The sequence below is a fragment of the Bacteroidota bacterium genome, assembly GCA_017303905.1.
Lineage (GTDB): Bacteria > Bacteroidota > Bacteroidia > B-17B0 > Aurantibacillaceae > JAHEYG01.
Genome location: JAFLBH010000001.1, coordinates 1,420,638 through 1,433,452, shown reverse-complemented (window position 1 = coordinate 1,433,452; position 12,815 = coordinate 1,420,638). Strand labels below are relative to the sequence as shown.

The 12,815-nt window shown below is 37.5% G+C and carries 11 protein-coding genes; 4 read left to right on the top strand and 7 right to left on the bottom strand.

Annotation, left to right across the window (positions count from 1 at the left end):
* Positions 1-18: 18 nt before the first annotated feature.
* Together J0L69_06010 and J0L69_06005 are read right to left on the bottom strand one after the other, a co-directional pair.
* Positions 19-465 carry a hypothetical protein gene (locus J0L69_06010; GenBank protein ID MBN8692729.1) on the bottom strand — a complete coding sequence of 149 codons (447 nt, stop codon included), beginning with the start codon at positions 463-465 and terminating at the stop codon, positions 19-21.
* Positions 465-1,649, bottom strand: coding sequence for a T9SS type A sorting domain-containing protein (locus J0L69_06005; protein MBN8692728.1), 1,185 nt, complete (start codon positions 1,647-1,649; stop codon positions 465-467). Before J0L69_06005 ends, J0L69_06010 begins: the two co-directional genes overlap by 1 nt.
* Before the next feature lie 232 nt (positions 1,650-1,881).
* Between J0L69_06005 and J0L69_06000 the strand changes: the two genes are divergently transcribed.
* Together J0L69_06000 and J0L69_05995 are read left to right on the top strand one after the other, a co-directional pair.
* A complete protein-coding gene (locus J0L69_06000; GenBank protein ID MBN8692727.1) occupies positions 1,882-2,499 on the top strand; it encodes a redoxin family protein in 618 nt (205 codons plus the stop codon).
* 56 nt (positions 2,500-2,555) lie between these two features.
* Complete coding sequence (locus J0L69_05995) at positions 2,556-2,747, top strand: hypothetical protein (protein MBN8692726.1); 192 nt, start codon at positions 2,556-2,558, stop codon at positions 2,745-2,747.
* Here the strand turns inward: J0L69_05995 and J0L69_05990 are convergent.
* Positions 2,744-5,152: an LPS-assembly protein LptD gene (locus J0L69_05990; protein ID MBN8692725.1), complete on the bottom strand. Its 2,409-nt coding sequence runs from the start codon at positions 5,150-5,152 to the stop codon at positions 2,744-2,746. The genes J0L69_05995 and J0L69_05990 overlap by 4 nt on opposite strands.
* 172 nt (positions 5,153-5,324) lie before the next feature.
* Here J0L69_05990 and J0L69_05985 point away from each other — a divergent pair, with 172 nt between their 5' ends.
* Complete coding sequence (locus tag J0L69_05985; GenBank protein MBN8692724.1) at positions 5,325-6,848, top strand: N-acetylmuramoyl-L-alanine amidase; 1,524 nt, start codon at positions 5,325-5,327, stop codon at positions 6,846-6,848.
* Positions 6,849-6,916: 68 nt separating this feature from the next.
* Here J0L69_05985 and yidC read toward each other — a convergent pair whose 3' ends face one another.
* The 4 genes from yidC to J0L69_05965 form a co-directional block, all read right to left on the bottom strand.
* The gene (gene yidC, locus J0L69_05980) at positions 6,917-8,827 is read right to left on the bottom strand and encodes a membrane protein insertase YidC (protein ID MBN8692723.1); all 1,911 of its coding nucleotides are present in this window, start codon (positions 8,825-8,827) and stop codon (positions 6,917-6,919) included.
* A gap of 149 nt (positions 8,828-8,976) precedes the next feature.
* A complete protein-coding gene (locus J0L69_05975; GenBank protein ID MBN8692722.1) occupies positions 8,977-9,420 on the bottom strand; it encodes a DinB family protein in 444 nt (147 codons plus the stop codon).
* A gap of 11 nt (positions 9,421-9,431) precedes the next feature.
* Positions 9,432-10,967 carry a WG repeat-containing protein gene (locus J0L69_05970; protein MBN8692721.1) on the bottom strand — a complete coding sequence of 512 codons (1,536 nt, stop codon included), beginning with the start codon at positions 10,965-10,967 and terminating at the stop codon, positions 9,432-9,434.
* Between the two features lie 97 nt (positions 10,968-11,064).
* Positions 11,065-12,399, bottom strand: a complete 1,335-nt coding sequence (locus J0L69_05965; GenBank protein MBN8692720.1) for a dicarboxylate/amino acid:cation symporter — start codon at positions 12,397-12,399, stop codon at positions 11,065-11,067.
* A 67-nt stretch (positions 12,400-12,466) separates the two neighbouring features.
* Between J0L69_05965 and J0L69_05960 the strand changes: the two genes are divergently transcribed.
* Positions 12,467-12,793: a nucleotide pyrophosphohydrolase gene (locus tag J0L69_05960; protein MBN8692719.1), complete on the top strand. Its 327-nt coding sequence runs from the start codon at positions 12,467-12,469 to the stop codon at positions 12,791-12,793.
* Positions 12,794-12,815 lie beyond the last annotated feature (22 nt).

The following is a 12,815-nucleotide window of genomic DNA, read 5'->3' as shown; positions in this document are numbered from 1 at the left end:
TGATAATTAAAAGATACTTTAAGGCAAGCGCTTAAAGTTAAACCGAACTGTATCGCTGCCACCCGCAATAAATGCTTCCAGTTTTACGGGGGATACTAATGAATAATGAATATACTTCGGAAAATCATGCTGTTGGTTCTCGAAACTAACTTGGGTTTCGTTGAGTAGTACTTCTGTAAACGCAACCGACTTACCGGCGTTTTGTCCGCTTACCAATGGCTCAAACACCCACTTCGACTTTTCGTTTTTATAAATTTTAACAGTTTCGCTAAAAGTTGTATCGCCATCCTTGACTTTAAACATGGCCGAGAAAAATGTACCATCGTTGTTTTTAGTCCATTGCTCAAATTCATTTTCCCCTTCAATCTGCCAAACTCCAACTAACTTTTCAAACACAGGTTGGTGTGCCGATTCAGAACAAGCGAAAAACAAGAAAGATGAAATTATATAAATGAATAATCGCATTAATAAATAATCACTTTGCTAAATTTAAAACTTTTATTGGAAGTGGCTCGCAAATTGTACAAACCCTTTGCTAGATTTTGTTTGCTCAGCACAGCCAGTCCATTTGAAAACACAAACGTATTAATCAATCGTCCGGAAACATCATATAATTCTACCGTTTCGTTTTGACTTAGTGCGCCGGCATGTAAAATCAATTCGTCTTTATTTTGCTCTAACCAAAACGGCATTGTTTCCCTTGAAAAATTGACCATAATTACCCGCGAATCTCCTCTATCGCCATTCTTATCCAAATTATTCAAACGATAATAATTAATTCCTGTTTGCGGATAATAATCCCAGGTTTGGTAAGTTTGATTGACACCAAAGGTTTCGCTATTGGATGGAATTCGGGAAATCTCCATCCAATCGACACCGTTGAAACTTTTTTCAATGATGTAATAGGCCACATTAAGTTCGCTCGCAACTTTCCATTGGAGATTCACTTTATTTTCGTCGGGAACTCCATAAAAAGAAACCAATTCTATAGGCAACACATTACTGCAAGATGGTCCGCAAGTACCGGAAAGATTAATAGTAAAGGTTATTATTTCATCAGCACGGTTGGATGCGCCTCCTACGGTAAATGTACCTCCGGTTAATACCATCCTTACATAACCATCTGCGTTATTACATCCAGGAGAAATAGTAGCAACAGCAGTAGTGTAGGAACCCAATGCACCGTATGCGCCACAAGTTCCGACATTCACATCTATTTGAGAAAATTGAGAAATAATGGTGCCTCCCGACTGAGTAATCGTTAATCCATCCGGAGAACCATCCATTCCGCTATTACTGCAACCTGTTGCCGTAGCTCCTACTCCTAAATAATTTCTTTTTTTAAATTCGGCTTCAATTGTGGCTGTACACCCGGCAGGCAAAGTGTAAATTGTTCCCTTCACATGATTAACTCCACTCGAACTAGTAAATGTACCACAAGCAGTTGGCGTAAAAGCCGGCACATACAAAGAAGCTAAGTTGCAATAATTATTTGTTCCACTGTTGCCACATCCTGCAGTAGAACCCGGGTCGATTAATGCACCACTGATATAACAACCGGAAAAAGAAACCTGAGCTTTAAAAAGTATAGGCAAAAGAAAAAATCCTGCAATTAAACTGAATTGTGATATGACTTTACTTTTTTTCATTTACCATTTTATAGTAGCTGAAAAAAGCGGTTAAGGATTCTTTTAACGAAGGATTGCGAATGTTAAAATTCCTTTAGGGTGATCACTTTTTTACCAATTCCGGGCACCAAAATTAGTATATGAAGGTAGTATTTTCAGTACTACCTTCATTAACAAATTATTAAATTTAACACACGTTATGCCCCCATTTATGGTATGAATTTTGTACATTTATGAATATAAACCCTATGTCATGAAGAAATTACTTTCAATCGGTGCCTTAGCCCTAGCCGGAGTTTTATCATTAGCTTTTGTAAAACCTGCTCCTACATTCGAGGAATTAGCCCTCAATAAGCCTATGCCTGAAGCTGCCTATAAGATGAAGGATGTAAGCGGTAAAGAAGTGGCACTTAATGACGCTAAGACAGAAAAAGGCTTATTGGTTATTTTCTCATGTAATACTTGTCCTTATGTTAAACTCAGCGAAACCCGTATTAAAGAGTATAGCGACTACTGTTTAGCAAACGGGATTGGCTGTATTATTGTTAATAGTAATGAAGCGCAACGTAGCGAAGAAGATAGCTTCGATGCCATGGTGAAATACCATCAAGCACAAAATTTGAAATGTTTATATACCGTTGACGCCTCCTCTAAATTGGCGAACGCCTTCGGCGCTACACGTACACCACAATGTTTTTTATTCAATAATAAAGGACTTGTTTATAAAGGAGCCATTGATGATAACGTAAAAGATCCGGCTGCCGTAAAAGCACCTTACTTAAAAGACGCTTTAACTGCAGTGGCCAAAGGAGCTGTTCCTGCAACTCAGGAAACCAAATCAATTGGTTGTACAATAAAGCGCGTTGAATAACGTTTTATTTTAAACCAAGACTTTTTCTAATGAAATCTATTTTAATACCTGCTGTTTTGCTGACAGCCTTGACTTTAATTGCCTGCAAAAAAAGCTATACATGCTCATGCACTAGCCCTGGTGGTACTGAAAAAGTATTTACCACGCATAGTTCCAAAACAAAGGCAAAAGAGAAATGCGATCAATACTACGAAGACCATTGGGGCGATATTCCCTGGAGCGAAACGTACTGCAGTATCGAAGATTAGAAGTTATCGTACCAGTTACGCTGACGAGGAATTTTGAAATCGCTGAGCATACTGGTTTTGATATTGATGGTTAAGCTGTAACTTTTTCTAAAGCCAAAGGGCACCCAATCGATACGAGCCTCCCAACACTTTAAATCGCGGTACACATTCACACTCGTATAACTTAATTTTTTATTCGTGAAATCATATCCGCTCGTCACACCAAGTTTCCAGAATTTAGTGACGCTTATATCACCATTAAAGTTTAAAGATTGTACAAACTTTGGTTTAACAGTGATGGATTTATCAATGGTTAAATTATAATACACATTTAAATTCCAAGGCAATCTTTCTTGAGGTGATGCTTTTTGCTCTGCGCCACGCTCTGCAGCATTCGTCATATTAGGCGGCTTACGTGCATTACGCATCGCCTCTACCATGTTTGAACTAAAGGAAGCGTTTACCGCTATGTTCGCTACGGTTAATCGTGCTATTTCTCCGTTATACTCTTTGGCTAATACGCTGATTCGTTTTTTAGTCGTGTAGTTATAACCATACGGATCAAATGTCGCGCTTCCTACCAAATCAAAAAACTTCCAAAGTTTATTTCGCGCACTTACCGAAACATTGCTCCACTGAAAACTATCTGCCGCAAAATTATAACTCACTCCTGCACTTAAATTTTGTAATACAGTTACCTTTTTATAGGTAATTCCTGTATCGGATTTCTGGCGAACCTTGGCTTCAATGTTATTACTCAAATTTAAACTCAAAGAATTTTGTTCACCCAATGCCGGACCCCCAAAAATATTTTGCTCAAATACGCTGTAATATTGCTGATTGCCTAAGGTATCTACTTGTACCTTCTTCCAGAATCCATATTGTTCTTCACCGAAATCAGGACGATACAAATAAGTTAAGGATGGAATTAATAAATGACGGATTTGTTTTACACGCTTCGATTTAAAAATGTAATCCATGAACAATTTGGTTGAGGCGCTGGTGCTAAAATTAGCATCATATCCTGCAATGAAAGCTTTGACGGTATCTGTATTAACTTTGTAATCGGAATACAAAAATTCCTTTCTGGTAGACTTAGTATACATCACCGAACTTAAATTTAAGGCCGGTGTAACCGTGATATATTTAAACACATTAAAATTAGTGGAGATAGGTAAACTATGTTTAATACCGTAGCGCAAACGGTCGGCAATATTACCTTTAAACAAGACTGAATCAAATCCTGTTAAAGTATTTCTTGCTTCGAGCAAATAACTAATTCCGATTTTGTCTAATACATTTTGCTTAACCGCATTTTCTCGTTTAAAAGGAAAAAAACGATTCACGTTAAAGGTGAGTTGAGGAAATGATAAATCAACCAAGCCCGTAATGGTATTTTGACTTCCGGTGGCATTCACACTTAAAGAACTGCGACGAAAACTTTTTGTGAAATTGATGTTCGATTGAAAGGTGTTTGCTAAGTATTGTCCGGAATTCAGCGCATTAAATTTATTATACTTCTGATTAATGTAATTTACATTGGATGTAAATCGAACCGATGGATTGTTTTTATTATCCTGCGTGTGAAGCCAACCAATATTATAAGATTGCTGCTTACTAAAACTCGACGGCACATCTTTATCTCCAATCACAAATTCAGAAAAACCTAAATTCAAAGCACCGCTGTATTTATACAAAACATTATACGAATTCGTTGTACGTAAGCCCCAACTTCCATTCGAATAAATATCGCCACGAATTACCATATCGGTTTTATCACTTATTCCCCAATAAAAACCACCATCCTTCAGGAAATAACCTTGTCCGGGTGAATTACCAACAAATGGCAATAAAACGCCATTGTGACGACGCTTCGAATTAGGAAAATATCCAAAAGGCAATACCAGCGGTGTTGGCACGCCTCCTACTTCCAGATACATCGGACCGGTAACAATTTTATCATCGGGAATAATTTTAGCTTTAGTAGCACGAAAAACAGTGCGCGCATCATCATACTGACAAGGAATACATTTTAAATTTCGCATGTAAACAATGTCGGTACTATCTTTTTTAATTTCATTTCCAAACACCAATAAATCGCCTTGTTTGGTGAGTACATTGTAAATCTTTCCCTTTTTGGTTTTAAGATTGTACATGATTTTTTCGGCGTTAAACTCCTCATTGGCATCCTTAAAAACAGGAGTTCCTGTTTTTTTACCGGTAGAGTCAACCCTTCCGTAAGCAGTTACCAGGTTCTTTTCGTAATCAACCTCAATGAACTCAGCCTTTAAATTCATGTTATCATACTCCACATAAGCCTCCCCAAACAAATAAAGCTTCTTCCCATCCGCTTCAAAACGACTCGAATCACGTGCGTTGGTAATCACCTTATGCTCGAGAGTTTCTTCCTCTTTAAGGGTATCCAAATTAACAGTTTTAACACTATCCTTGGGTAACGTAGTCTGCGCAGAGGCGTTATTAGGGGCAGATATTAACAAAGCCCATAAGAAAACTAATATAACGCGGCCGGTAAGGGTCAAACCTTTAAAAGTAATTTTGATAAGATACAAATCTACTAAATACTTGTATTTAGCTACAGTGCTCAATAAGAAGATATTAATAAAAAACCTTAAAAAAATAGGCATTTTACTCTCAGTTTGCCTGTTTTCCCTTGTGTTATTTGCCTCCTTTGGCAAGGATGAACCGAAAGGTATCAAAGTGGTGGTTATTGACCCCGGACATGGCGGAAAAGACCCCGGTTGTAATGGCGTCACGCATAAGGAAAAAGACATTTCGCTAGCTGTAGGATTAAGGTTAGGGAAACTGATAGAAGAGCATTGCAAAGATGTAAAAGTCATTTACACGCGGACTACCGATGTATTTGTTGAACTGGAAGATCGTGCTCAGATTGCCAATAAAAATAAAGCGGATTTATTCATCTCCATACACTGTAACGCAGCCGGTAAACCGGTTATGATTCGTGATAAGAAAACAGGAAAATTGCGTGCTAAGACTTACAAAAACAAAAAAGGAAAAATTGTAGTGGTGGAAACGACCAATCCTGTTCCGTTTGGCTCTGAAACTTATGTGATGGGATTGAAAAATGAAGAGGGGAAGATGAAAGTGGCGCAACGTGAGAACTCCGTAATCTTATTAGAAGACAACTACGAACAAAAGTACGCGGGCTTTGACCCTGAAAGCGAAGAAAGTTACATCATCATGAGTAATTACACGTCTGCTTACGTGATTCAAAGTGCTAATCTGGCTTTAAAAATTCAGTCGGAGTACGCCAGTAAAGCCGGACGCGTTGATAAAGGGGTGCATCGTCAGAGTATTTGGGTATTGTGGCGGACAGCCATGCCGAGTGTATTAACCGAAATAGGTTTCTTAACGAATCCATTAGAAGAACAATTTTTAGGTTCGGAGAAAGGACAAAAATATGTGGCTGCTTCTATTTTCAATGGCTTCAGAAAGTTTAAAGATGAAGTAGAAGGAAAAAAGAAAGAATACAATGATGAATACGCGAATCTGGAGCCACTCGAAAATGAAAATTTAAAAGCGGGAAATACCGGTAAACCGGTGAAAGAAGAAAAAGACGACTATGCCGTTGAAGAAGAAAATGGAAATGGTAACGGTAAGGAAACCGCGGCAAAACCCGATAGTGCAAAAACAAAAACTCCTGAGAAAGAAATTGACCCGGCAGATTCAACCACCAAAGAAGAAACCGTAAAACAAGAACCGAAAGAAGACAAGAAACCGGAACCTGAAAAAACACCTGCTAAAGAAGTTGTAGTGAATGACCCTGATGAAAAACCGGAAAGCACACCGGTAAAAATGGAAGGTAACACTGAAGATAAAATTGAATTTAAAGTGCAATTTGCCAGCAGCGATGTGGAACTGAACTTAAAAGATGCCAAGTTTTCCGCGATTGAAAATGGCAGTTACTACAAGGTAGGAAGCTTTTATAAATACACTTCAGGTAATTTTAATAACGCGAACGATGCGTTTAAACATCAGGCTAAATTGAGAGATGCCGGGTTTAAAGATTGTTTTGCGGTGGCTTTCAAAAACGGCACACGCATTGATTTAAAAGAAGCTAAAACTCTTACTGAAAAGAAATAAATCAAACATAAATTATTTTTTACAAAAAAAGCCCCTCATTTCTGAAGGGCTTTTTTATTTGAGAAATATTATTTCTTCTTTCGTTGCTCTTGCTGTAATTGCTGCTGACGCTTTGCCATTTCTTCCAATTTCTTAGAGAAACTGGAAACCTTTACAGGCTTCTTCATATTCGCATCAATTTCTGCACGCACTTTTTCATCTGATACAATTTTCTTGATAACCCAGTTTTGTAAGAAGGTAAACATGTTCGCTAAGAAATAATACCAGCTTAAACCGGCCGCATAACTATTCATAACCGCTAAGAAAATTACCGGCATAAAATACATCATGAATTTCATGCCAGGCATTTGAGTACCTTGTTGTGGCGCCATCATACTGCTGTTCATATACGTATACACAAGCGTAGACACGAACATTAATAAAGCAAATAAACTAACATGGTCGCCGTAAATGCTATTAATGATAGCTACTTTACCGAATGTCCAGATACTATCGTAAGTTGATAAGTCATCGGCCCATAAAAATCCTTTTTGACGTAACTCAATCGCTGCAGGAATAAAGGCGAATAAGGCAATTAAAATAGGAAACTGTAATAACAAAGGCACACAACCTGAAAGCGGATTAACACCGGCTTTACGGTATAAAGCCATTGTTTCTTGTTGCTTCTTCATTGGGTCACCATCCTTAAACTTAGCATTAATTGCTTCCGTTTCCGGTTTTAAAACACGCATACGCGCACCCGACATGTAAGTTTTGTACGCGATTGGTAACAAAATAATTTTTACAATTAAGGTGAGTATCAAAATCACAATACCCATGTTCATGCTCCCTAACCAATCGAATAAAGGAATAACCATCCACTTATTAATGTAGCTGAAAATGCTCCATCCGGTTGGAATGATTTGCTCTAATTCGTTACCGTATTCTTTTAAAGTCTTGTAATCATTCGGTCCGAAATAAAACTTCATCGCGAACTTTTCACTTGGCGTATGATTAAATGGAATTCCTAAATCTGAATTAATCACTTTAACCACGTTACTGGTATTAGTACGACTACCGGTTTTTACAAAACTACCGTCTTTCAAGAATTCAGTCTCAGCAATTAAAGTAGAGTTAAAGAATTGTTGTTTAAAGCTTATCCATTTGATAGGCGCATCGTTCAACGGTTTGTCTTCATCCGTACGTGGATTAATATAATCCGGTTCGTCTACTGTGAACTTATAATAAGCAGTTGCTACTTCACGCTCTTTCTCCACGTATTTCTCTTGCTGAGGCAAAGTCATACGCCAGTTAAGTGTCATTTGATCGACATTTGAAGAAATGATTTTATCCATGCCTACGAATTTGATATCGTAACCAAGCATATAATCATTACCCTTTAAAGAATATACATACTCAATATAAGAACCGGGCTTTGAAGTTTCGAGTTTGAAAGAAACCGATTTTGACGTAGTGCCGCTAACCGTTATGTTCTTTTCAGATGGTTTGAAGTAAAAGCTATCCGTTGAAAGTATGCGGGAACGTTCATAGGCATCTAATTTTAAAGCGAATTGCAAACTATCATTATCAAATAAAACCAATGGCTCTGTTTTACCTGAACGCGAGAATTTTTTCAATTCAACTTTTATTACCTGTGCTCCTTTAGTGGAGACATAAGCTTTGAGTAATTCGTTTTCGATGGTAACGATTTCTTCAGTGCCTTGTGCAGCCACCGCAAAATCTTTGTAAGCATCCACTTTTAAAGCGTTCATTGCTGAATCGCTTAAAACAGTTGCGGGCTTTAAAGTATCCTGAATGGTTTGAGTTTGTTGTACAATTTTCTTCGCTTCTTCTTCAGCTAACTTCTTTTGTACATTAGTTATTGAATCTTGCTTTTGTTTATTACGGGCAATCTGTTCTTTACTGGGGCCGCTCATAAAAAGCCATACACCCAAAATAACTGCAATTAAACCCAGACCTATTAACGATTTCTTATCCACTTGTGCTTAAATTTTGAAGGGCAAATTTAGCATTTTTGCTGGGAACGGCATAACCTATGTAATAGACTAAACGTTAATGATTTACAAAACCAACACGTAGGGTTAGGAGCCAATTTAGAAGATTGACTTAGCAATGAAATAGAGCTACTTTACGCGTATTTCAATATCAATCCCACCTGCCCTACGTGATAACCCGTATGCGAAATGATTCTCGAAAGTGCTTCTGCTTTTGTTACAGTACCGAATTCAGCTGTGGTAATATTATTCTTCCAATCTTCATCCGTTGTTTTTAAAATCGCTTGCTCCATAACGGATGCCGCTTCGTTCAGAAATTCTAACTCCTTTGAAAGGTCTACAAATTTACCGCTATCATGAATTCCTTTACCTACAGTTTGTAATGTCACCTTTATATCCAATCCAAATACATTTTTTGCGAAGAGGTGTTCAACTTCGGCTATATGTCGTAACAAAAAACCAATAGAATTAGAATTCGGATGCAGCTTTTTGCTTAGATCAGTTTCTTTAATATTTGGTAGTTGATTGGTTAAACGGGTACGTCCCATTTTGTACATTTTTAATAATTGTTCAGTCATAATTTGTAGTATTATTTTACTAGAGGCTCTTCAAAATATTCTCTCCCCTGCAAATCTATCAATCCCACCTTTTCATTATAGATCACGCGAATCAAACCTTGTTTCAGCAATTCGTATGGAGCATAATAATCCATTAACGTTTTGTATTTGTAACGCGGATAATTACACCCGAAAGGTTTGGGCATATTTAATTCCTCATATTTAATTTCGCCGATTACTTTTCCGCCTGCATCGATTAAACCTTCTTTACCGTTTACAATCACTTTACAAACGCCATTGGTAAATCGACCAACACTGTCGTATTCACATGGACTAATAATTTGTCCTTTGCCATTAACGAATCCGAATTTTTCATTGTATTGAAACGTGGATGTTTCACTCATTTCTTCAGCCTTCTTTGAAAATTTACGTTTCACTTTTAAAAGTCCGCCTTGCATGACAATATTTTCAACCGGACCTAAATACTCTGTACAACACTCTGCCGGAATCTCGAGATTACTCTCTAATGGTACTTTATTACTTTGTATATCGATGTAATAAAATTTATTGGCACTATCCTTTACAACAGCATAACCCTGATAAAATGAAGTAGCGTTTTTATACTGAGCACGAATGGCATACTCGCCCTTTGTGTTTAAATAACCAAACTTATCGCGCTTATAGGAAGCTGACTCATTCTTATTAATTTCCTTAGCACAAATTAAACCATCATGAAATTCTCCGGTTAAAATGCCTTTATCATACACAAACAATTCATTACCCTTCTTATCTAAGGCAATAAATTTCTCACCCAATTGTGCGATTGCAATGCCCTCACTGAAACTTCCGGTGTAATCGTATTTTAAATCTACTTTAAGTGTGCCGGAAGTATCCGCGTATCCCCACTTACCGTTTTTCTTCACCGAGACTAAACCTTCGCCTGCAGTTAAAAAAACATCATAGCCTTTTGTATTCGGTGGCGGATTTTCAATGTGCTCTACTCTTACAATTTCTTTACCTAATAATTTTGTCGAGTAATTTTTCTTCCCATCAGGATAATTAATTTCATAATCAACTCGCTCAATATTTTTTCCTTTACCGTTTATGATAAAAACATACTCCAACACGCAGGGAGAAGATTTCACCAGCATATCTCTATACTCGGAAGTTAATTCAGGATTGGCAATTGTAGCATCAAACGTTCCGCATTCTTTTAAATTATCTTTTTTACTTCCTCCACCCTTTGGGGTTTTCTTAATAAGCTCAACAACTTTAGCATTGTCGTAATTATCGCCGTAAAAATCAGAAACCCAATAATACTTTATCGGAATTACCAACTTTCCTTTTTTATTGATGTAGCCCCAGTAAATTCCTATTCTCACTGCCGCCTTATCCCCCGCAAATAAACGCACTTCATCGTACTTTGCAGAAATAACCATTTCCTTATTTGAATTACAATAGCCCCATTTTTTTCCGATGCGATAGGGAATTAAATCGGGTAATTGCTGAGCAAAGGATAGCATCACTATCCAAAAAAATAGAATCGTGTATTTTATTTTCTTTTTCATATTTGTTGGACTCACCCCTGACCTCACTTTGTTCGGCCACCCCCTCTCTACGCGTAGAGAGGGGGAAAGGCAAGCGAAGCGAGACTAGGGGTGAGTTCTAAAATTTCTCTCCTTCTAATCGGGCTACAACTGCAGAGGCCACTGCATTACCGACTACGTTGGTTGCACTACGGCCCATGTCTAAAATTTGATCCACGGCCAATAAAAGTAATAAGCCTTCGCCGGGAATATTAAACATACCCAACATACCGGCAATCACCACTAAGGATGCACGCGGCACACCGGCCATTCCTTTACTTGTAACTAACAAGATTAACATCATCTTAATTTGATCGGTCATTCCGATTTCTATTCCGTACGACTGCGCAATGAACACGGTTGCAAAAGTCATATACATAATAGAACCATCTAAATTAAATGAATAACCTAAAGGCAATACAAAACTCACAATACGGTTACTGATTCCGTGTTTCTCCAATGCCTCAATGGTTTTTGGCATGGCACTTTCAGAACTTGCTGTACTAAAAGCCAACAAAATGGGTTCCTTAATATGTGAAAGTAATTTGTAGAATTTAATTTTGAATAGCATTGAAATAAACCACAACACTACAAACACAAAAAACAACAAGCCTCCGAAAAAACACACAATTAAATAAACATATCCACTTAATACATCCAGTCCTTGCTGAATAACAACAGCCGTGATAGCGCCAAAAATACCAATGGGTGCAAAATTCATGACGTAATTTGTCACCTTAAACATAATATGAGCTAATCCATCACATGCTTTCACTAATGAATCGCCTTGCTTGCCAACCGAAGCAGCAGCCACACCAAAGAATAAAGCAAACACAACAATAGGCAACACATCATTTTTTGCCATGGCATCAAAAATACTTTCAGGAATGACGTGGGAAATAAAATTCTTTGCGTCTTGCGCATTCGACTTTACACCGGTATCGGCGTTTGCTTCCGGCAAATCCAGATGCATGACTTTACCCGGCTCAAAGGTGTTAACAATCACCAAACCTAAACTCAAAGCAATTAATGTGGCAACCGTAAAATAAACAATTGTTTTAAGTCCTATCCTTCCTACCGACTTAAAATCGCCCACTTTGGCTACACCTAAAACCAAAACTGCAAACACCAATGGTGCAATAATCATTTTGATCAGTCGGAGAAAAATATCACTTAAAATAGAGAAACGAGAAGCAATCTTCTTTTTATAATCCTTGTAAAACTTAGCACTTTGCTTATCCAAAGCAGCTTGTGTGGTTTTAATTATTTCAGGATTCCCGCTTTTCACTAAAACGGTTTTGCTGAAATCCGGTTTTTCGGAAGTGATTGATTTATTTATAATAAAGCCACAAAAGATGCCTACAATCATGGCAATAATTATACTTGTAATAAGTCGGTTTTTCTTAGAAAACATCAGATAGTTTTATGTACTTCAAACTTAATAATTATATTTAAGGTAACATAAAGAAAAAGCATCTATTATGACGATTTCAGAAGCACAAAATCAAGTCGATAATTGGATTAAAACTTACGGTGTACGCTACTTCAGCGAACTCACAAACATGTCAATCCTTACTGAGGAGGTTGGAGAAGTAGCACGAATTATGTCACGACGCTATGGTGAACAATCCGAAAAAGAAAGTGACAAAAACAAAGACCTTGGGGATGAACTCGCCGATGTAATGTTTGTACTTATTTGCATCGCCAATCAAACCGGAATTAATTTGGAAGAAGCCATGCGGAAAAACTTAGATAAAAAAACTCAACGCGATGCTTCGCGACATATCAACAACAATAAATTACAATAATCAGCTCAAACAATTCTCTTAA

Coding starts and splice junctions, on each gene's coding strand:
- J0L69_05960 (MBN8692719.1), top strand. CDS start 12,467: ATGACGATTTCAGAAGCACAAAATCAAGTCGATAATTGGATTAAAACT.
- J0L69_05975 (MBN8692722.1), bottom strand. CDS start 9,420: ATGACTGAACAATTATTAAAAATGTACAAAATGGGACGTACCCGTTTA.
- J0L69_06000 (MBN8692727.1), top strand. CDS start 1,882: ATGAAGAAATTACTTTCAATCGGTGCCTTAGCCCTAGCCGGAGTTTTA.
- J0L69_06005 (MBN8692728.1), bottom strand. CDS start 1,649: ATGAAAAAAAGTAAAGTCATATCACAATTCAGTTTAATTGCAGGATTT.
- J0L69_06010 (MBN8692729.1), bottom strand. CDS start 465: ATGCGATTATTCATTTATATAATTTCATCTTTCTTGTTTTTCGCTTGT.
- J0L69_05970 (MBN8692721.1), bottom strand. CDS start 10,967: ATGAAAAAGAAAATAAAATACACGATTCTATTTTTTTGGATAGTGATG.
- J0L69_05965 (MBN8692720.1), bottom strand. CDS start 12,399: ATGTTTTCTAAGAAAAACCGACTTATTACAAGTATAATTATTGCCATG.